At 70.0% G+C, this 19,826-nt stretch carries 19 protein-coding genes; 9 read left to right on the plus strand and 10 right to left on the minus strand.

Annotated elements, in window-relative coordinates:
* The first annotated feature begins 30 nt into the window (after nucleotides 1-30).
* Complete coding sequence (greA, locus tag ABD366_RS23695; protein ID WP_324771803.1) at nucleotides 31-528, plus strand: transcription elongation factor GreA; 498 nt, start codon at nucleotides 31-33, stop codon at nucleotides 526-528.
* An 82-nt stretch (nucleotides 529-610) separates the two neighbouring features.
* Here greA and ABD366_RS23700 read toward each other — a convergent pair whose 3' ends face one another.
* The 3 genes from ABD366_RS23700 to ilvA form a co-directional block, all read right to left on the minus strand.
* Nucleotides 611-1,468, minus strand: a complete 858-nt coding sequence (locus ABD366_RS23700) for an ABC transporter permease (protein WP_324771804.1) — start codon at nucleotides 1,466-1,468, stop codon at nucleotides 611-613.
* Complete coding sequence (locus tag ABD366_RS23705; protein ID WP_324771805.1) at nucleotides 1,465-2,457, minus strand: ATP-binding cassette domain-containing protein; 993 nt, start codon at nucleotides 2,455-2,457, stop codon at nucleotides 1,465-1,467. Before ABD366_RS23705 ends, ABD366_RS23700 begins: the two co-directional genes overlap by 4 nt.
* A gap of 268 nt (nucleotides 2,458-2,725) precedes the next feature.
* On the minus strand, nucleotides 2,726-3,967 hold the full coding sequence (gene ilvA / locus ABD366_RS23710) for a threonine ammonia-lyase (protein ID WP_324771806.1): 1,242 nt from the start codon (nucleotides 3,965-3,967) through the stop codon (nucleotides 2,726-2,728).
* Nucleotides 3,968-4,142: 175 nt separating this feature from the next.
* Here ilvA and ABD366_RS23715 point away from each other — a divergent pair, with 175 nt between their 5' ends.
* From ABD366_RS23715 to ABD366_RS23725, 3 genes are all read left to right on the plus strand, one after another.
* Nucleotides 4,143-4,631 carry a MarR family winged helix-turn-helix transcriptional regulator gene (locus ABD366_RS23715; RefSeq protein WP_324771880.1) on the plus strand — a complete coding sequence of 163 codons (489 nt, stop codon included), beginning with the start codon at nucleotides 4,143-4,145 and terminating at the stop codon, nucleotides 4,629-4,631.
* Between the two features lie 76 nt (nucleotides 4,632-4,707).
* Nucleotides 4,708-5,175: a sigma factor-like helix-turn-helix DNA-binding protein gene (locus ABD366_RS23720; RefSeq protein ID WP_324771807.1), complete on the plus strand. Its 468-nt coding sequence runs from the start codon at nucleotides 4,708-4,710 to the stop codon at nucleotides 5,173-5,175.
* Nucleotides 5,172-5,426: a hypothetical protein gene (locus ABD366_RS23725; protein ID WP_324771808.1), complete on the plus strand. Its 255-nt coding sequence runs from the start codon at nucleotides 5,172-5,174 to the stop codon at nucleotides 5,424-5,426. Before ABD366_RS23720 ends, ABD366_RS23725 begins: the two co-directional genes overlap by 4 nt.
* Before the next feature lie 22 nt (nucleotides 5,427-5,448).
* On the opposite strand, the gene ABD366_RS23730 is transcribed toward ABD366_RS23725, so the two are convergent.
* Nucleotides 5,449-6,621 (minus strand): cystathionine gamma-synthase, encoded by a 1,173-nt coding sequence (locus ABD366_RS23730; protein ID WP_324771809.1) that lies wholly within the window; start codon nucleotides 6,619-6,621, stop codon nucleotides 5,449-5,451.
* Nucleotides 6,622-6,678: 57 nt separating this feature from the next.
* Here ABD366_RS23730 and ABD366_RS23735 point away from each other — a divergent pair, with 57 nt between their 5' ends.
* A complete protein-coding gene (locus ABD366_RS23735; RefSeq protein WP_324771810.1) occupies nucleotides 6,679-7,779 on the plus strand; it encodes a hypothetical protein in 1,101 nt (366 codons plus the stop codon).
* 77 nt (nucleotides 7,780-7,856) lie between these two features.
* On the opposite strand, the gene ABD366_RS23740 is transcribed toward ABD366_RS23735, so the two are convergent.
* Nucleotides 7,857-8,144 carry a helix-turn-helix domain-containing protein gene (locus ABD366_RS23740; protein WP_324771811.1) on the minus strand — a complete coding sequence of 96 codons (288 nt, stop codon included), beginning with the start codon at nucleotides 8,142-8,144 and terminating at the stop codon, nucleotides 7,857-7,859.
* Here ABD366_RS23740 and ABD366_RS23745 point away from each other — a divergent pair.
* On the plus strand, nucleotides 8,143-8,748 hold the full coding sequence (locus ABD366_RS23745) for a DUF4291 domain-containing protein (RefSeq protein WP_324771812.1): 606 nt from the start codon (nucleotides 8,143-8,145) through the stop codon (nucleotides 8,746-8,748). The two genes, ABD366_RS23740 and ABD366_RS23745, sit on opposite strands and share 2 nt — an antisense overlap.
* Before the next feature lie 28 nt (nucleotides 8,749-8,776).
* On the opposite strand, the gene ABD366_RS23750 is transcribed toward ABD366_RS23745, so the two are convergent.
* Complete coding sequence (locus ABD366_RS23750) at nucleotides 8,777-9,058, minus strand: DUF397 domain-containing protein (protein WP_324771813.1); 282 nt, start codon at nucleotides 9,056-9,058, stop codon at nucleotides 8,777-8,779.
* Nucleotides 9,030-9,893 (minus strand): helix-turn-helix domain-containing protein, encoded by an 864-nt coding sequence (locus tag ABD366_RS23755; protein WP_324771814.1) that lies wholly within the window; start codon nucleotides 9,891-9,893, stop codon nucleotides 9,030-9,032. The genes ABD366_RS23750 and ABD366_RS23755 overlap by 29 nt, the downstream gene beginning before the upstream one ends.
* Nucleotides 9,894-10,018: 125 nt before the next feature.
* Here ABD366_RS23755 and ABD366_RS23760 point away from each other — a divergent pair, with 125 nt between their 5' ends.
* Together ABD366_RS23760 and ABD366_RS23765 are read left to right on the plus strand one after the other, a co-directional pair.
* Entirely contained in the window at nucleotides 10,019-10,396 is a 378-nt protein-coding gene (locus ABD366_RS23760) for an ATP-binding protein (RefSeq protein WP_324771815.1), read from the plus strand.
* 370 nt (nucleotides 10,397-10,766) lie between these two features.
* A complete protein-coding gene (locus ABD366_RS23765) occupies nucleotides 10,767-13,625 on the plus strand; it encodes a family 43 glycosylhydrolase (protein ID WP_324771816.1) in 2,859 nt (952 codons plus the stop codon).
* A gap of 36 nt (nucleotides 13,626-13,661) precedes the next feature.
* On the opposite strand, the gene ABD366_RS23770 is transcribed toward ABD366_RS23765, so the two are convergent.
* Together ABD366_RS23770 and ABD366_RS23775 are read right to left on the minus strand one after the other, a co-directional pair.
* The gene (locus ABD366_RS23770) at nucleotides 13,662-14,009 is read right to left on the minus strand and encodes a DUF1330 domain-containing protein (RefSeq protein ID WP_324771817.1); all 348 of its coding nucleotides are present in this window, start codon (nucleotides 14,007-14,009) and stop codon (nucleotides 13,662-13,664) included.
* Between the two features lie 128 nt (nucleotides 14,010-14,137).
* On the minus strand, nucleotides 14,138-15,181 hold the full coding sequence (locus tag ABD366_RS23775) for an NAD(P)-dependent alcohol dehydrogenase (protein ID WP_324771818.1): 1,044 nt from the start codon (nucleotides 15,179-15,181) through the stop codon (nucleotides 14,138-14,140).
* 118 nt (nucleotides 15,182-15,299) lie between these two features.
* Here ABD366_RS23775 and ABD366_RS23780 point away from each other — a divergent pair, with 118 nt between their 5' ends.
* The gene (locus tag ABD366_RS23780) at nucleotides 15,300-16,235 is read left to right on the plus strand and encodes a helix-turn-helix transcriptional regulator (RefSeq protein ID WP_324771819.1); all 936 of its coding nucleotides are present in this window, start codon (nucleotides 15,300-15,302) and stop codon (nucleotides 16,233-16,235) included.
* Between the two features lie 226 nt (nucleotides 16,236-16,461).
* On the opposite strand, the gene ABD366_RS23785 is transcribed toward ABD366_RS23780, so the two are convergent.
* On the minus strand, nucleotides 16,462-19,818 hold the full coding sequence (locus ABD366_RS23785) for a S8 family peptidase (protein ID WP_324771820.1): 3,357 nt from the start codon (nucleotides 19,816-19,818) through the stop codon (nucleotides 16,462-16,464).
* Nucleotides 19,819-19,826 lie beyond the last annotated feature (8 nt).

A 19,826-nucleotide genomic window follows, 5' to 3' on the forward strand; every position in this document is an offset into this window, starting at 1 on the left:
TGTATTCCCAGTACCTACGAGGAGCGACCTGTGACCCAGACCAGCGAAGACGTCACCTGGCTGACGCAGGAGGCGTACACCAAGCTCAAGGACGAGCTGGCGTACCTGTCTGGTCCCGCGCGCGAGGAAGTCACGCAGAAGATCGCGGCTGCGCGCGAGGAGGGGGACCTGCGCGAGAACGGCGGGTACCACGCGGCCAAGGAGGAGCAGGGCAAGCAGGAGCTCCGCATCCGCCAGCTGACCCAGCTCCTGGAGAAGGCGAAGGTCGGTGAGGCGCCCGCCGCGAGTGGGGTCGTCGCGCCCGGCATGGTCGTCACGATCGCTTTCGACGGCGACGAGGACGACACCATGAGCTTCCTGCTCGCCTCCCGCGAGTACGCGAGCTCCGACATCGAGACGTACTCGCCGCAGTCGCCGCTGGGCACGGGCGTGAACGGCAAGAAGGTCGGCGAGGACGCCCAGTACGAACTGCCGAACGGCAAGCTCGCGTCGGTCAAGGTCCTGACGGCGGAGCCGTACAACGGCTGACGTCTTCGGTGACACACGACGAGGCCCCGGAGCGGATCCGCTCCGGGGCCTCGTCGTGTCCGGCGGGGGCGGCGGGCCCGGGTCAGGACGCCGCGTTGCGGTACTTGCGGACCGCGAGGGTGCGGAAGACGACGATGATCAGGACGGACCAGAGCAGTGACGCCCATACGGGGTGCTGCATGGGCCACGCCGAGGACTCCGAGACGCCCGGGTTGCCGAAGAGCACCCGGCACGCCTGCACGGTCGCGCTGAAGGGGTTCCAGTCGGCGACGTGGCGGAGCCAGGGGGTCATCATGCCGGTGTCCACGAACGCGTTCGAGATGAACGTCACCGGGAACAGCCAGATGATGCCGCCCGAGGTCGCCGCCTCCGGGGTCCGTACGGACAGGCCGATCAGTGCGCCGATCCAGGTGAACGCGTACCCGAGAAGCAGCAGGAGCGCGAAGCCGCCGAGGATCCTTGCGGCGTTGGTCGGGTCCGGTGTGCCGGTGCGCCAGCCGACGAGCAGGGCGACGATCGCGAGGACGAGCAGCGTGATGGACGTCTGCACGAGGTCGGCGACGGTGCGGCCGGTGAGGACCGCGCCGCGGGCCATGGGGAGCGACCGGAAGCGGTCGACGAGCCCCTTCTGCATGTCGTCGGCGATCCCCGCGGCGGAGCCCGCCGTGGCGAACGTGACGGTCTGGGCGAAGATGCCCGCCATCAGGAAGTTCTTGTAGATGTCGGGGTCGGTGGAACCGCCGACGCTCATGGAGCCGCCGAAGACGTAGGTGAAGAGGACCACGAACATCACCGGCTGGATGACGCCGAAGAGCAGCATCTCGGGGATCCGCGTCATCCGGATCAGGTTGCGCTTGGCGACGACCAGGGAGTCCCGGACGGACTGCCCGATGCCGCCCGCTGCGCGCGGGGCGCGCACGGAGTGGGTGACGGCGCTCATTTCCGGGCCTCCTCGGCCTGCTCCGGCTCGGCGGAGTCTTCCGTCGTCTCCTCGGCCAGGTGACCGGTGAGGGAGATGAACACGTCGTCCAGGGTGGGGCGGCGCAGGCCGATGTCGTCGATCTCGATGCCGCGGGCGTCGAGCTCGCGGATCACCTCGGCGAGCAGCTTGGCGCCGCCGGTGACCGGGACGGTCAGCTTGCGGGTGTGCTGCTCGACGGTGGCCTCGCCCTTGCCGAAGCCGGCCAGGACCTGGCGGGCGGTGTCGATGTGCTCCCGCTCGTGCACGACGACCTCGACGCGCTCGCCGCCGGTCTGTGCCTTGAGCTGGTCGGAGGTGCCGCGGGCGATGACGCGGCCGTGGTCGACGACGCAGATGTCGTGCGCCAGGTGGTCGGCCTCTTCCAGGTACTGCGTGGTGAGCAGCAGCGTCGTGCCGCCGGCCACCAACTCCTGGATCACTTCCCACAGTTGCTGCCGGTTGCGCGGGTCGAGGCCGGTGGTCGGCTCGTCCATGAACATGACGGGCGGCGAGACGACGAGCGCTGCCGCGAGGTCGAGGCGGCGGCGCATGCCGCCGGAGTAGGTCTTGGAGGGGCGGTCGGCGGCGTCCGCGAGGTTGAACCGGTCGAGCAGTTCGACCGCCCGGGCCTTCGCCTCCTTGGCCTTCATCTGGTAGAGCTGGCCGACCATCTGCAGGTTCTCGCGGCCTGTCAGATATTCGTCGACCGCGGCGAACTGGCCGGACAGGCCGATCGAGCGCCGTACCTCGTTCGGATGTTTCAGTACGTCGATACCCGCGACGACAGCTTTGCCGCTGTCCGGCGTGAGCAGCGTCGTCAGGCAGCGGACCGCCGTGGTCTTGCCCGCTCCGTTCGGTCCGAGCAGGCCCAGGACGGTGCCTTCTGGTACGTCGAGATCGACGCCGTCCAGAGCCCTTACGTCGCCGAAGGTCTTGACCAGACCTTCGGCGTAGATGGCGCCTGGCATTGGTTCCCCCATGGGTGATGAGTGACCGGTCTACCGAGGTGGTGCCTAGCTGTGCGGCTGCGCGTGGAGTGCTTTATGTGGAGAAAGTCTAGATTTTTTGGGAGGGTGATGCCCGGCGACCCGGAAGATGGCGCCCGGCGAGCTGTGAGGCGGCCCACACGGTATCGCGATGTATCGCGTTTCCTCAACCGGTTTTCCGCAGTCCGGCCGTAGCGGGTCCGCGTCAGCCGTGAACGGGTCCGCGTCAGCCTTGAGCGGTGTCCGCGCGTCAGTCGATGACCGTGTAGCCGGCCTCGCGCAGCGCGGTCCTGACCTCGGTGCAGTGCGCGGGACCCTTGGTCTCCAGGTGCAGCTCCACCTCCGCCTCCGTGAGCCCCAGTCGCGGATCGGTCCGCACGTGGCTCACGTCGAGCACGTTAGCGTCCGCCACTGACAACACCCCGAGGATCGAGGCCAGGGCGCCGGGACGGTCGGTCAGCCGCAGGCGCAGCGAGAGATAGCGGCCCGCGGCGGCCATGCCGTGGGTGAGGACGCGCTGCATCAGGAGCGGGTCCACGTTGCCCCCGGAGAGCAGCGCGACGACCGGGCCCTCGAAGCTCTCCGGCTCGCTCAGCAGCGCCGCCACCGGGCTCGCCCCCGCCGGTTCGACGACCATCTTGGCGCGCTCCAGGCAGAGCAGCAGCGCGCCGGCCAGGGCGTCCTCCGAGACCGTACGCACGTCGTCGACCAGGTTCCGCACGAGTGCGAAGGGGACGTCGCCGGGCCGGCCCACCTTGATGCCGTCGGCCATGGTCGCCGGCTGCGGGAAGGAGACGGGCCGGCCGGCCTTCAGCGAGGGCGGGTACGCGGCCGCGCCCTCCGCCTGGACGCCGATCACCCGCACGTCGGGGCGTACGGCCTTCACCGCGACGGCGATCCCGGCCGCGAGTCCGCCGCCGCCGACGCCCACGACGATGGTGCGCACCTCCGGGCACTGCTCCAGGATCTCCAGGCCGAGCGTGCCCTGACCGGCGACGATGTCCGGGTGGTCGAAGGGGTGGATGAAGACGGCGCCGGTCTCGCGCGCGTACTCCTGCGCGGCGGCGAGCGTCTCGTCGACCACCTGGCCGTGCAGCCGCACCTCGGCGCCGTAGTCCCGGGTCGCGGCGACCTTCGGCAGGGGCGCGCCGACGGGCATGAACACCGTGGAGCGCACGCCCAGGAGTGAGGAGGCGAGGGCCACGCCCTGCGCGTGGTTGCCCGCGCTCGCGGCGACCACTCCGGCGGCCCGCTCCTCCGGCAGCAGCCCCGCGATGCGCACGTAGGCGCCCCGCAGCTTGAAGGATCCGGTCCGCTGGAGGTTCTCGCACTTGAGGTGGACCGGCGTGCCGACCAGCTGGGACAGGTGGTGACTGTGGGCCATGGACGTCATCCGCGCCACACCGGACAGCATCTTCTGGGCGCCGCGTACGTCGTCGAGGGTCACGGCGGGCAGAGGGCGCGGCAAGGAGTCAGACGCGTTGTAGCTCATGACCGAAGTCTCGCAGCTCACGGCGTACGTCTCTCGGGATGTTCACGCTCCGAGACCGGATTGCGCAGCGCAGGTACGGCCAGCGCTTTCGCCGCGTACCCTGTGCCCCAATCCAGTGCAATCCACCATCCACGCATGAAGTGAGCCCCCGGCCATGCCCACACCACAGGAAACGATGGACATGACGACCGCAGGCGACCCCGGACTCCTCGAAACGCTCCAGCACGAGGTGGCGGTCTTCGCCCGTCGCGCCGAACAGACCCGGCTCGGCGGGGTCGGACAGGTGCGCAATTCGATGGACCGTGCCGCGTATCTGCTGCTCAACCGCCTCGACAAGGAAGGCCCGATGGGCGTCAAGGCGCTCGCGTCGAGCATGGGGATCGACTCCTCGACGGTGACCCGGCAGGTCGCCCCGCTCGTCGACACGGGTCTCGTCAAGCGCACCTCGCACCCCGAGGACGGCCGTGCAGTCGTGCTCCAGCTGTCGCCTCGCGGTCTGTCCCGCCTCGACGAGGTGCGCTCATCCCGGCGGGAACTGATGGCGCAGTTGACGGAGGAGTGGGAGCCGCAGGAGCGCGAGCAGTTCTGTGCGCTCCTCACGCGCTTCAACAGTGCCCTGTCCGCACGCCAGTCGGGCCAGCCGGCCCCCGCCTCCGACTCCTGAGGCTCCCGGGGCCTGCCGCGCACCGCCACGGCTCCCGCCTCTTGACCAGGGGGCCGCGGCAGGCCTCATATGAAGCGTGCGCGAACGGCAGGCGTCCAGGAACGCCCGCCGGGCCCGGGAGTTCGAGGCGTTCGTCGCGGGCGCGGCAGGGCGGCTGCTGCATGCCGCGACCTTGCTCACGGCGGAGCCGCACGACGACAACCCGCGCGCGCGAAAGCTCCTCACGGCCGCTCTCGCCCGTACGTATGCCTCCTGGGACCGTCTTCGGGGTGAGGATCCCTACGACTGCGCCCGTAAGGAACTAGGCGTCCGCTTCGCGCGCGGGGTGTGGCACCGGCACCGCGGGGGCGGCGGAGTGCTGGGGCATCTGACGCCGCAGGAGCGGCTGGTCCTGGTGCTGCGGCTGTTCGAAGGTGTCGGCGAGGAGCAGGTGGCGGCGCTGCTCGGGCTGCCCCTGGAGCGCGTACGGACGTTGCACGCGCGCGCGATGGCCCTCGTCCTGCATCCGCCGCGCGGCCCGGCGCCCGCGGCGGCACCGGCATGAGCCTTCAGCAGCGGCAGGAGGCGACGGTCCGTGCGGTGCTCGATGCCGCGCCGCCGCCGGCGGTGCCTGCCGAGCTGTGCGCGGACGCGATGCGCAGGGGCGGCCGTGCGCTGCGGCGCCGGCGGATCGCGTCGCGTGTGGTGTGGCTCGTCCTGTGCGCGGCGGTGGTGGCGTTCACGGTGTGGGCGACGATGGCGCGGCCGTGGGTGGAGCCGCCCGACACGACGACTCCCCCACTGACCGGCTGGTGAACTCCCTTACTTAAGCGGGGAGTTACTTGTTGTCGAGCGCCTGCTGGAGGTCGGCCAGCAGATCGTCGATCGACTCGATGCCCACGGAGATACGGACGAGGTCGGCGGGGACTTCGAGGAGCGAGCCCGCGACGGAGGCGTGTGTCATGCGGCCCGGGTGCTCGATGAGGGACTCGACGCCGCCCAGGGACTCGCCGAGCGTGAACAGCTTGGCGCGGTTGCAGACCTCGACCGCCGCCTCCTCGCCACCCTCGACCTGGAACGACACCATGCCGCCGAACGCCTTCATCTGCTTGGCGGCGATCTCGTGGCCCGGGTGCTCGGGCAGGCCCGGGTAGAGGACCTTGGTGACGCGCGGGTGGCGGCCGAGTATCTCGGCGACGCGGGTGGCGTTCTCGCTGTGCCGGTCCATGCGTACGGGCAGCGTCTTGATGCCGCGCAGGACGAGCCAGGCGTCGAACGGGCCGCACACCGCGCCCATCGCGTTCTGGTGGTACGCCAGTTCGTCGCCGAGGGCCTGGTCGTTGACGACGAGGGCGCCGCCGACCACGTCCGAGTGGCCGCCCATGTACTTCGTCATCGAGTGCACGACGATGTCCGCGCCGAGCGCGAGGGGCTGCTGGAGGTAGGGGCTGGCGAAGGTGTTGTCGACGACGAGGCGGGCGCCGGCCTCGCGGGCGACCTGGGCGACGGCGGCGATGTCGGTGATGCCGAGCAGCGGGTTCGAGGGCGTCTCGACCCAGACGGCCTTCGTCTTCGGGGTGATCGCGGCGCGCACGGACTCGACATCACTCGTATCCGCGACGGACCACTCCACGCCCCAGCGCGAGACGACCTTGTCGAAGAGGCGGAACGTACCGCCGTACGCGTCGTTCGGGATGACCACGTGGTCGCCGGGGCTCAGCAGCGCGCGCAGCAGGCAGTCCTCGGCGGCGAGGCCCGAGGCGAAGGCGAGGCCGCGTCGGCCGCCTTCGAGCGCGGCCAGGTTCTCCTCCAGGGCGGTGCGGGTCGGGTTGGCGCTGCGGCTGTACTCGTAGCCGCCGCGCAGGCCGCCGACGCCGTCCTGCTTGTACGTGGAGACCTGGTAGATCGGCGGGACGACGGCGCCGGTGACGGGGTCGGCCGTGTTCCCGGCGTGGATGGCGGTCGTCTCGAACCCGCGGGGGGCGCCGTTGTGGCTGTGGGTGTCGCTCATGTGCCCCGAGAGTAGTGCCGCCGCGGCGTCCCGGCCGCCTCGGTTAACTTTGAAGGCATGGGAATTCTCTGGGTCCTGATGGCCGTGCTGATGATCGCCTGGGTGGTGATGCTGCGTCGGCGCGGCGGCGGGGGCGGGATCCGTCAGGTCGCCCCGGGGTCGCCGGACGCCGCGGACCCGGCGAACTACGGCTTCGTCCGTCAGGAGGAGCTGGATGTCCGCCTTCCGGGCCCCGACCAGGACCTCTTGAACGTGATGGCCGTCGTCCAGCGCAATCAGGATTTCACGGCCGCTTCGCAGTTGCTGGCCGGGACCGGCAAAGAGACCGAGACCCGGTGGGAGCGCGTCCAGGCGATCGCCGGGGCCGCCGCCATCGAGCTGGCGCAGACGCCGCGCCTCGGCGCCGGGTGGCTGCACGCGTGGCGGTCGCAGCAGCCCAAGGACGCGGGCGGGGCGCAGGTCTTCGCCGAGTTCCTGGTGCAGCAGGCCTGGCGCAGCGGGGGGACGCCGGACGAGCAGCGGATCATCCTGGAGGAGGCGCGGGCCGCGTGCGAACAGGCGGCTCTCCTCGCCCCCGGCGACCCGGTCCCCCACATCACGCACCTCGCGGTCGCGCGCGGCCTCGGTTACTCCCAGTCCGAGTTCGAGCAGCTGTGGCTGAAGATCCTCGACACGGCCCCCGGTCATATGGGCGCGCACCTCGCGGGTCTGCGCTACTGGACGGAGAAGTGGCACGGCTCGCGCGACGAGGCCTTCGCCTTCGCCGAGGCGGCCGCCGCACGCGCCCCGCGCGGTTCCCTGCTCGCCGCGCTCCCCCTCTTCGCGCTGTACGAGCACATGCCCGACCTGAATCTCGTGCGCGGCTTCTACGAGAGCGAGGTCGTCTCCAAGGCCTTGCACGGCGCCCTCTTCGCGGTCTCCGCCGCCCGCCCCGACGACCCGATGCTCGCCCACGTACGTCATTTGCTGGTCTTCTTCCTGGTCCGCGGCGAGCGGTGGTCCGAGGCGATGCAGCAGCTGGTCCGCGTGGACGGGCATGTCGGGGCGATCCCGTGGACGTCGGAGGAGGATCCGGCGGCGTCTTATGCGGTGTACCGGGCGCTGGCGGTTGCGGGGTACGAGGCGAACGGGGGGAGCCCGGCTACGTTGCGGCACTGAGCCTGCGGCGGCCCGGGGCTCCTCCGGACACACGACGACCCCCGGATTTCACACCGGGGGTCGATCTTCTTCCGGGGTCAGCCGAGGACGAGGGATTCGTCTCCGAAGCCGGCAACGAGCTTGAGGCGCCCACCTAGGGCGGTCACATAGGCGGCGAGGGTCTCGACCTCGGCGCGTTCCAATCCGCCGTTCTCGATCTGCGAAATACGCCCCCGCGTGACGCCGATGAGCTTGGCGAGATGGACCTGCGTGACGTGCTGGCGCTTACGGATGTCGGTGAGGCGGTGGGCGCGGACCTCGGCGGCCTGTGTACGCGGGTTAATCGGTGGCGGCCCCTCCTCCTTGGCACGCACCCTGTCAGCCATGACAGCAACGCCCCGCCACGAGATCCGCGCCCGGTTCACGGACTCCACCGTCACCGTCTACCAGGCGTACCGGCCCGAGATCGGGCTGCCGGCCGCGCGGGACGGGCGCTTCCCCGCCGTCTGGAAGCGCGGCCGGATGACGTGGATCAAGCCCTCCTTCCTGTGGATGATGTACCGCTGCGGCTGGGGTACGAAGGAGGGGCAGGAGGTCGTGCTTGCCCTGGAGATCGACCGCGGCGGCTTCGAATGGGCGGTGCGCCATGCGTGCCTGTCGAGTTACACGCGCGGGGTGCATGCCGATCAGGCCGCCTGGAAGCGGGAGTTGAGACAGGCGCCGGCTCGTGTGCAGTGGGACCCCGAACGCGATCTGCGGCTGCAGCCCCTCCCCCACCGGTCACTCCAACTCGGGCTGTCCGGGGAGGCCGTGCGGCTGTACGCGGAGGAGTGGCTGGTCTCCGTCACGGATGTCACGCCGCTTGCGCGTGAGGTGCGGGGGCTGGTCGCGGCGGGGGACGGTGACTCTGCGGCCCAGCTTCTTCCGGCGGAGCGGGTGTATCCGGGGCACGAGCGGCTGACGGCGCATTTGGTCTCGTCGGCTGGCTGATGGCCCCGGGATGCTCGATACGTGCCGCTCAGCGCGCGCTCACCTCTGCGATGAACGCGGACCAGGCTGTCCCGGCGATCACGATGACGGGGCCGGTGGGGTTCTTGCTGTCCCGGACCGGGACGATGCCGGGGGTGCCGTCGGCGACCTCTACGCAGTCGCCGCCGTCGCCGTTGCTGTGGCTGGACTTGCGCCAACCGGCGGCGCCGGGGAAGTTGCGGGCGACCTCTACGCATTCGCCGCCGTCGCCGTTGCTGTAGCTGCTCTTAAACCAGAGCGCGTCACTCAAGTCGATTCGGCTGCTTGCCATTTCGGTATTCCTCTGCCGCTGCCTCGATCATGACCAAGGACACGTCCGGTGCCTGCGCGACGGCCCTGAGCCGATCGTATGCCTTTCGATACTGCTTCACGAGGGCCGGATCGTCCGTGGTGTTGCCGCTGTACGAAGCCTCCGTGTAGACGAGCGGCGGCGCGTCGACGAAGGCCATGAGCATGATGGACGCGGCCATGAGGGGGTACGGCCCACTCTTCCGCAAGACAATTTGCGGAACGATCCGGCGGCGGCGGGCCAACTCCGCGATGTGATCGAGCTGTGCGGCCATTTCAGTCGGCGGGACAACCGGGTCAGCAAGCAGCGATTCGTGCAGGACCGCCCAGTACTCGGGGGCGCCGTGGTCGGCATCGAGGAGACGGGCCCGGGCCAGGCGGGCCGAGACCTTCTCCTCGATCCAGGCGTCGTCTGCCATGGGGTGGGCTGCGAGCACCAAGGCCCGCGCATACGGCGCCAACTGAAGCAACCCCGGGAGGGTGCTTGCAGACCACAGCTCGATGACCTCCGCGTGCTGCTCCGCGTCCAATGCCTGCTGGAAGTACGCCGCATGCGGCCCCCTTCGCGCCTTGCCCACATCCTCACAACACCGCGCGAAGAACCCATCCGTATCCAGGACTTGATCCACATGCTGGGCCAGTTCCAGCGGCATGCGTCGCTCCCCGCGCTCGATGTCGCTGAGGTGCGACTTTCCGTAGAAGCTGCCCTCGACCAGCTCCTCCAGGGAGAGCCCTGCCGCCTCCCTCTTCCACCTCAGCTCCTTGCCGTAGAAGGTCGGGACGCTCATCGAGCCGTCGATGTCCTTGCGTCGTGCCATCGCTCACCGCCATGTGGGGGGCTTCCGCAGTTCGTGCTGCGTACTTGAAACCCTGTTCACGGTACGGAGCGTGACGTCACAGTGTGAGCGATTCGTCACAGAGCGCTCAAGAAGGTGACCCGTTCATGCCTGCCCACCCCACCGCCCTCGCTCTCGATCTGCTCGCAACCCCCGCATCCGTACCCGAAGTCCGCCGACACCTCCACGCCCACAGATACGAAGTACGCCTCTGCGCGACGGAGTTGCTGACCAACGTCCTCGACCACCTAGGTGACGGGACGCCCGTATCCGTACGCGTGCATGCCACCGCCGACGGCACCACCCGCGTCGAGGTCACCGACCCCGATCCGCGCGCCCTGCCCGTACTTCTGCACGCCTCGTTGACCGACGAGTGCGGCCGTGGGCTGACGCTTGTCGGGGCGCTCGCGCTGAGATGGGGCGTGGAGCAGGGAGTACGCGGCAAGACGGTGTGGTGCGAGCTGGCCGCGGAGGGATCGCCATGACGGGCCTCCTCGCGTCGGCTGCCGCGGCCGTCCTCGCGCTGCTTCTGCCGGGCACCGGCACGCGCCGCAAGCCTCGCGGACGCCACGCAGCCCCGCGCGCCGCGGAGACGCCGCCTCCCGAACCGGCACAACGACGCCGACCTCGCAGCCCGTACGCCCGCGAAGCCGCGGAGGCCCGCACCGTGGACGTAAGCCACCTCCCCCCCACCCGTCCCTACTACCGCCGCGCCATCGAGACAGCCGAGTCAGGTCCCGTACCTGCCGATTCGCCCACCAATGACGTTCGACATGCCGACCACCCTTCGAGTTTTCGGACCGATCTGTGTTCAAGTTCTTGACCCGGGTCGTCCCGGACTTCTTCACTCCACCCATGCCCCGTAACGGAATATCCCGTCCGTCTGCCGCCGCCCTGTCCCGGCGGCACCTTCTTGTCGCCGGAGCGTTCACGCTGGGAGCCTCCGCCCTGGCCTCCCCGGCGCACGCCACCACGATGAAGGCCGAGAACGCCGCCTACGACGGATACCTCTTCGTCTACTTCACCGGCGAGGGCACCGCCGACGGTGAGCAGATCCATCTGGCGCTCAGCAAGGGCAACGACCCCCTGCACTGGCGGGAGTTGAACGGCGGGCGGCCCGTCCTCACCTCCTCCCTCGGCGACAAGGGCGTACGCGATCCTTTTGTGATCCGGTCGCCCGAGGGGGACAGGTTCTTCCTCATCGCCACCGACCTGAAGATCAACGGCGGGGCCGGCTGGGACTACGTCCAGCGGCACGGCAGCCGGTCGATCATCGTGTGGGAGTCGGACGACCTGGTGCGGTGGTCCGAGCCGCGATCGGTCCAGGTGTCACCGGAGACCGCCGGCAACACCTGGGCGCCGGAGGCCTGTTGGAGTACGGAGCTGAAGGCGTACGTCGTCTTCTGGGCGTCCAAGGTGTACGCCGCGAACGACCCGGAGCACACCGGGAACACGTACAACCGCATGCTGTACGCGACGACCACGGACTTCGTGACGTTCAGCGAGGCCCAAGTGTGGAACGACCCCGGGTACTCCGTCATCGACTCCACCGTCATCGCGCACGACGGGACGTACTACCGGTTCACCAAGGACGAGCGGTCGGCGTCCCAGTCGGCGTGCGGGAAGTTCATCCTCCAGGAGCGGGCGACCGACCTGCTGGACACGGACTGGGAGATGGTCTCCGAGTGCATCGGCAGCGGCGCCATGGCGCAGGGCGAGGGGCCGCTCGTCTTCAAGTCCAACAGTGAAGAGAAGTGGTTTCTGTTCGTCGACGACTACACCGGGGGCGGCTACATCCCCTTTGAGAGCCGTGACTTGGTTGGCGGCGTCTGGACCGAAGCCGCCGAGTACCGGCTGCCGTCAGCGCCCCGGCACGGCACCGTCCTCCCCGTCACCCGTGACGAGTACGCGCGGATCGAGGCGAAGTGGGGCCTCGCGCCCGTGCTCGCCGACGCGAACGGGCTCGTCGCGCACTGGCCCCTGACAGCGAACGCCGAGGACGTCTCCGGGCACGGCTACCACGGCACCGCCACCGGTGACGCGCGCTGGGCCGACGGCGCACTCGTGCTCTGCGGGGCCGGCGGGCACATCGCGCTGCCCGAGAACATGCTGGCCGGGGTGGACGCCGTGACCGTGGCCGCCGATGTGTGGGTGGAGGCGGACCAGCAGACGCCGTACTTCCTGTACGGGTTCGGCAACACCGACTCGTCCACGGGCCACGGCGACGGGTACCTCTTCGCGACCGGCGGCAGCGCCGACGACGGCTTCCGTGCCGCACTGTCGGACGGAAACTGGAGCAAGGAGCAGGGCGTCAACGCCAACAGCGGGCTTCCGCGCGGGCGTTGGGTCAACGTCACGTACACCGTCGACGGCGCCACCGCCCTCCTCCACCTCGACGGTGCCGTCGTCGCGCGCAACACCGCCGTCACCCTGCTGCCCTCGGACATCGGCGGCGGCCGCACCACCGCCAACTACCTGGGCCGATCCCAGTACACCTCGGACCGCACGCTGAAGGGCCGGCTGCGGGACGTCCGCCTGTACAACAGGGCACTGTCGGCCGACGAGATCGCCGCGCTGCCCGCCAACGCGACGCGCATCCGGGACGTGGAGGTGCGGGGGCTCGCCGTTCCGGCCGTCGTGGAGGGGGTCGGCGGGACGGTCGTCCTGCCGGTCGAGCCCGGCACCGATCTCCGGCGCCTGCGACCGGAGTTCACGCTCGCGCCCGGCGCACGGATCAGCCCGGCGAGCGGACGGCGGACCGACCTGCGCATTGCGGTGACGTACACGGTCACCTCGGCGGACGGCGCGAAGAGGCGATGGAAGGTGTCGGCCGCCGAGCTGCGTACGCCCGTGCTGCCCGGATTCCACGCCGACCCCAACATCGTTGCCTTCGGCGGCACCTACTACCTCTACAGCACCACGGACGGGTTCGACGGCTGGAGCGGCACCCGCTTCAGCGTCTGGTCGTCGAAGAATCTGGTCGACTGGACCGACCGCGGTGTCATCCTCGACCTCGGCAAGGACGTGAGCTGGGCGGAGTCCCGCGCCTGGGCGCCCACCATCGCCGAGCGCGACGGCCGGTACTTCTTCTACTACTGCGCCGAGGCGAAGATCGGCGTCGCGACCGCCACCTCCCCCACCGGCCCGTTCACCGACAGCGGCAAGGTCCTGATCGCGGCCAACCCGGACGGCCAGGGGCAGGCCATCGACCCGGCCGTCTTCACCGACGACGACGGACAGGCGTACCTCTACTGGGGCAACGGCTCGGCATGGGTGGCCCCGCTCAACGACGACATGGTGTCCTACGAGCCCTCGGCCGCCCGTCGGATCACGGGACTCGACGATTTCCGCGAGGGGCTCTTCATGGTCCGGCGCAAGGGCCTCTACCACCTGACGTACTCGATCGACGACACCCGCAGCGAGAACTACCGGGTCGGCTACGCCACGTCCACCACGCCGTACGGGCCGTTCACCTACCGCGGGATCATCCTCAGCAAGGATCCGTCCCGGGGGATCGTCGGCACCGGGCACAACTCGGTCCTGCGGGTGCCCGGCACCGACGACTGGTACATCTGCTACCACCGGTTCGCCCTCCCCGACGGTGACGGCACGCATCGCGAGACCACCATCGACCGGGTGACGTTCGGGAAGGACGGGCTGATGCGGCCGGTCGTGCCGACGCTGGAAGGGGTACGGCCGCGGCGAATTCCCTGACGGGTCCTACGAGGACGGGTCCTACGAGGACCGGTCCTACGAGGCGGCGGAGCGCATCGCCGCCGCCGTCCGCCCCGCGTCGTAGTCGCCCGGCACGCCCTCCAGGAAGATCATCTCCCCGGGGATGTGCTCGGTGCGCAGCGGCAGGATCTCCTGGTAGGCGGGGGACGCGTACCACTCGTGGGCGTGGGCCAGGCCGGGGAACTCGACCATGACCAGATCGCCGAGCCACTCCCCTTCCACGTACTCGCTTCTCTTTCCGTGGGAGAGGAAGCGGCCGCCGTACGGCGCGAAGGTGCCCTGTACGCGTTCGATGTACTCCAGGACGTCGGGGTGCGGCGGGGCGGCGTTCGGGCGCAGTACGGCTATCGCGTAGGCGGTCATGACGAAGCCCTCCTCGGGTCCGGCGGGTGTGACTGCACAAGTCACCTTGCCGGAGCCCGAGGAGGGCGTCGATTACCAGCCGGGTAATACCGGGAGGGTCAGATACCTACCGGGTAAGACCCAGAGGGTCAGATCGTCGCCGCGTCGATCACGAAGCGGTACCGCACGTCCGAGTTCAGGACGCGCTCGTACGCCTCGTTGACCTGGCTGGCCTCGATCAGCTCGATCTCGGCGCCCATGCCGTGCTCGGCGCAGAAGTCGAGCATCTCCTGGGTCTCGGCGATGCCGCCGATCATCGAACCGGCGAGGGTCTTGTTGCCGCCGATGAGGGAGAACAGGTTCAGGGAGATCGGCTCCTCGGGGGCGCCGACGTTCACCAGGGCGCCGCCCGTCTTGAGCAGGCTCAGGTACGCGCCGAAGTCCACCTGCGCCGACACCGTGGAGAGGATGACGTCGAAGGTGCCCGCCAGGTCCTTGAAGGTCTGGTCGTCGCTGGTGGCGTAGTAGTGGTCCGCGCCCAGCTTCAGGCCGTCGTCCTTCTTGCGCAGCGACTGCGACAGGACGGTGACCTCCGCGCCGAGGGCGTGCGCGATCTTGACACCCATGTGGCCGAGGCCGCCGAGACCGACCACGGCGACCTTCTTGCCGGGGCCCGCACCCCAGTGCTTGAGCGGGGAGTACGTGGTGATGCCGGCGCAGAGCAGCGGGGCCGCCACGTCGAGGGAGATGCCCTCGGGGATGTGGAGAGTGAACGCCTCGTCGATGACGACCTTCTGCGAGTAGCCGCCGTAGGTGGGCTCGCCGTCCTTGCCGACGGAGTTGTACGTGCCGACGTTCCCGCGGACGCAGTGCTGCTCCTGGCCGCTGCGGCAGGGCTCGCACTCGCCGCAGGAGTCGACCATGCAGCCGACGCCCACGCGGTCGCCGACCTTGAACTTCGTCACACCGGAGCCGACCTCGGAGACGACACCGGCGATCTCGTGGCCGGGCACCATCGGGAAGATGGCCTCGCCCCAGCCCTCACGGGCCTGGTGAATGTCGGAGTGGCAGATTCCGGCGAACTTGATATCGATCAGTACGTCGTGCTCGCCGACCGTGCGGCGCTCGATGGTGGTGCGCTCCAGCGGAGCCTTGGCGCTGGGCGCGGCGTATGCGGCAACAGTCGTGGTCATGCAATCCAGCGTGCCTGCTACGAAGGTATTCGCCCAGGTCACCGCTTTGCGTACGTCCAGCGGTCCTACCACTGACGGGGTCAGGCTGCGGGGCGTAGGAACGGGAATACTGGCAAGCATGGACGACAACCCGGACAACCCCGACGGCCGCGCCCCGTCCGACGGCCCCGCCCCGTCCGACGGTCTCGACCAGCGGGCCGAGCTGAGTGAGTTCCTGCGCACCCGGCGGGCCCGTCTCCAGCCCGAGGACGTGGGGATCGCCTCGATGGGGCGCCACCGGCGGGTGCCGGGGCTGCGGCGCGAGGAGCTGGCGCAGCTGGCCGGGGTCTCCGTGGCGTACTACACACGCCTGGAGCAGGGCAACGGGCGCAATGTGTCGGCGGAGGTGCTCGACGCGATCGCGCGCGCCCTGCGCCTCAGCGAGACGGAGCACGCGCATCTGACCCACCTCGCCAAGCCGAAGCAGCAGCGCAAGCGGCACCGGGCGCCCCGGCGGCAGCAGGCGCGGGTGGCGCTCCAGCAGCTCGTCGACTCGATGGAGGGCGTGCCCGCCTACATCGGCGGGCCGCGCTCGGACATCCTCGCCTGGAACCGGATGGCGGCGGCCCTCTTCGGGGACTGGGGCGCGATGCCGGCCGGCGAGCGCAACTGGGCGCGGCTGACGTTCCTGAACCCGGACTACCGGGAGCTGTTCCGGGACTGGGAGCAGAAGGCGTCCGACATGGTCAGCTACCTGCGGCTGTACGCGGGGCAGCACCCGGACGACCCCGAGCTGTCGGCGCTCGTGGGGGAACTCTCCGTCAAGAGCGAGGAGTTCAGGAAGCTGTGGGCCACGCACGACGTGAAGGAGAAGGGCCACGGCGTGAAGCGGATGCGGCATCCGCTGGTCGGTGAGCTGACGCTCGCGTACGAGACGTTGCACTTGCCGGATGACGATGGGCAGTTTCTGTCGGTGTACCACGCGGAGCCGGGGTCGCCGTCGGCGGAGGCGTTGCGGTTGCTGGCCAGTTGGGGGGCGGACGCCATCCGGGCGGGGAGCGAAGCGCCCCGCTGAGGGGCGCGGGGAACTGCGCGACCAGCCACGACGGTGGCGCACCCGCCCATGACACCTCGGCCGGGTCGGCGCGAAGGCCACGGGGCTCCGCCCCGGACCCCGCTGCCTCTCGTCCGCAAGGCGGGGCTTGAGGTGCCCCGGACGGAGCTCGAGAAGCGCCACAGACGCTCAAAAGACGGAACGGCCCGCCCGGGCCAACCTCAGCCAGGACGGGCCGCCCGCTACGTCAGCGCGTAGCGTGAGGCGCCGGCTTGGGCCCCTTGCCGTAGTACGCGTCGTAGATCGAGATCGACGACGTGTTGTTCTTCTTGTCGGTGATGTTGGCCCGGAACGAGATCGACTTGCCCGCGGACGGGTTCTTGACGGTGATCTTGCCCTTCTTCACGTCGACCTTCCGCCAGTTCTTGCCGCTGTCGTAGGAGACGTACACGGCAAGGGACTTGAGGTTGCTGCCCGCGGCCGCGCCCTGGACCGTGACCGGGAAGGTCTGCAGCCAGTGCGCGGGGACCTTGCTGTCGAGGTCGACGGCCGCGGCGAACCGGGCGCCGGACGCCGGGAGCTGCACGAGATCGGCCGGCTTCTTGGAGCGGAACGTCCAGGTCGCGTCGATCCGGCTGGAGGCGCCCGCCACCTTCGCGTCACGCTTGACCGACGTCGTCAGCTTGTACGCGGCGTCGGCGGCCGGGACCTGGTAGCTCTGGTCCCCGAACAGCGCGTCGGCACCCGAGCCGATCTTGGTGCCGTTGCGGTAGAGCGTCGTGGCCGCCGAGGTGAAGTCCGACGAGCCCGCGTGCGTCTGGCCGTCGGCGAACAGCGGCAGGTACCCGTACAGGTCGTTGCCCTCGCGGAACAGGCCGTACTCGCCGCCGACGCGCGGCCCGAACACGGCCGTGTTGAACGTCTTCGCGTAGCTCTTGCCCGCCGTGAACGTCTGCGGGTTGCCGAGCGTGTAGTAGGCGTCGGAGACCGGGAAGCCTTCCGCGTCCTTGCCCGAGTACTGCGTGAAGTCCAGACCCCACTGGACCCGGTCGCCGGTCGACAGGTGCAGCGTGCGGGTGCCGGGCAGCTTCTGCTCGACGGGCAGCCCGAACAGGCCGTCCTCCGGCAGCAGCCCGCTGACGCCGATCGCGCCGGTCTTGCCGGCGGCCGGGGCGCCCAGCTTGTTGGTGACCGTGGCCAGTTCGGACGCCTTGAAGTGCTTCACCTTGGCGCCCTGGACCTGCTTGACCTGGGCGCTGGTCACCACGTCGTACTCGGCGGCATCGCCCTTGGTCCACTGCCCGAACCAGTTCTGCGTCAGACCGCTGCTCACGGCACCGCCGAGCGGCGCCATGCGGATGTTCGCGAACGAGTCGGACATGACGCCGAGGCCGACCAGGGCCGGGTCGTAGGCGTAGTCGACCATCGCGCTGCGCGGCTTCGCTGCGGCGTCCGGCACCGTGATGTCGGCGGCCTTCGTCTTCCGGGCGTCCAGCGTCAGCGTCAGGTTCTTGGTGACGTCGAGCTTGGGCTGCACGATCCAGTCGACGCCGCCCTTGAACTCCTCCAGGTCCTTGGCCAGCAGCCCGTCCACGACGTAGGTGCCCTTGGGCACCCGCAGCTTCACCGTGCCGGAGGCGGTCTGCGGCGCGGAGAACACCTCGTTCTCGGCCGCGCCCGTGTACCCGAACAGGTCGGTCAGGTACGTCGACTGGGGCTGCCCGTCACGCCCGATGTGCTGGAGCGTGACGTCGTAGGACTCCCTCTCGCGCTCCACCGCGGCCGCCGTGCGCACGGACTGCCCGCCGCCGCTCGCCACGATGTACGCGGAGTACGCGCCGTCGACGGTGCCGCCGAGCTTGGTGTCGGCCGTCAGGGAGACGTCGGCGGTGCCGCCCGCGGGGACGGTCACCTTCGTGGCGCCCAGCTTGAAGAAGCCCGCCGGGGCGGCCTGCCCCTTGGGGTCGGTGGCGGACACCTTGAGGTCGAGGGAGACGGCCTCGGTGCCGGTGTTGCGGTACGTCACCTTCTTGGTGATCGCCTTGTCATCGGTGTGCGGCCACTGCGCGACGCCGAAGCTCACCGACACGTTCTGCGCGAAGACGGACTGCGTGATGGCCTTGTCGACCTGGATGCGGCCGCTGCCCTGCTCGAACGGCGTGTACGCGCCGCCCTTCGTCGAGCCGACGAGCGCGCCCTTCAGCTCCTGGTACGTCCAGTCCGGGTGCTCCTGCTTGAGGATCGCCGCGGCGCCCGCGACGTGCGGTGTCGCCATCGACGTACCCGAGATCGTGAGGTACCCGGCGGGGTTCTCGCCGACCTCCTTGGCGATGACGCTGCCCGGGGCCGCGGCAGCCGTGATGTCGACGCCCGGCGCGGTCACGTCCGGCTTGATCGCGCCGTCGCCGACGCGCGGCCCGGTGGACGAGAAGTCGGCGAGCTTGTCCTGGTCGTCGACGGCGCCGACGGTGAGCGCCGCGTCGGCGCTGCCGGGCGAACCGACGGACTGCGGCCCCTCGTTGCCCGCGGCGATGGCGAAGAGGACGCCCTTCTCCGCCGACAACTTGTTGACCTGGGCTTCCAGCGGGTCGATCTCCGGGGTGTCGCCGCCGCCGAGGCTGAGGTTGATGACGTCGGCGCCCTGCGCGGCCGCCCACTCCATACCGGCGAGGATGCCGGAGTCCTCACCGAAACCGTCGTCGTCGAGGACCTTGCCGCTCAGCAGCTTGGCGCCCGGCGCGACACCCTTGTACTTGCCGCCCGACTGGGCGCCCGTACCGGCCGCGATGGACGCGACGTGCGTGCCGTGACCGTAGTGGTCGGTGGCGTCGGCGGCCGTCGAGAAGTTCTTCTCCTCGACGACCTGACCCTTCAGGTCGGGGTGCGTGGCGGTTACGCCCGTGTCCAGGACGGCGATCTTGACGCCCTTGCCGTCGTACCCGGCGGCCCACGCCTTGGGCGCGCCGATCTGCGGCACGGACTTGTCCAGGCTCGCCCGGCGCAGGCCGTCGAGCCAGATGCGGCTGACTCCGGCGGCGGTGGCGCCCTTGCCGTTCGTCACCGCGTCCCACAGCTTGCCCGCGTCGTCCTTGGGCGTGCTGAGCGCGTCGGCGTTGAGCGTCTTGAGGCTGCGCCGCACCGTGGTGTCCCCGGCGTCGCGCACCTCGGCCCTGGCCGTCTTGGCCGCGCCCTGATAGCCGACGATGACCTTGAGGCCGGTGCGCTGCGCCTTGGTGTACGAGGCCTTGGACAGCTCGGTGACGTCGAAGAGCCGCCGGTCGAGCTTGCCGTCGGAGACGAGCCGCTGCGCGTCGGCCGGCACCACGTACGTGTGACCGGCGATCTTGCGTATCTGTACGGGTATGTGCGCACGCCCCTCGGCGCGCTGGAGCCCGACCGGCTTGCCCTTCGCGTCGAGCGCGACGCGGTCGCCGGTGATGAGTGTGACGTGCGTCCTCGGCTTCAGGTTCTGGCCGGGGTGCGCGGCGGCGGCCGTGGGCGCGGCGGCCGCCGGGACGGTCAGTCCTGCGACCAGCGCGACGACGGCGGCCGCGGAGACGACCGCCGCGACGCGATGCGTACGGTTCTGTCCCTGTCTGAGCAACTTTCCCC

Source organism: Streptomyces kunmingensis (genome assembly GCF_039533535.1).
Lineage (GTDB): Bacteria > Actinomycetota > Actinomycetes > Streptomycetales > Streptomycetaceae > Streptomyces > Streptomyces kunmingensis.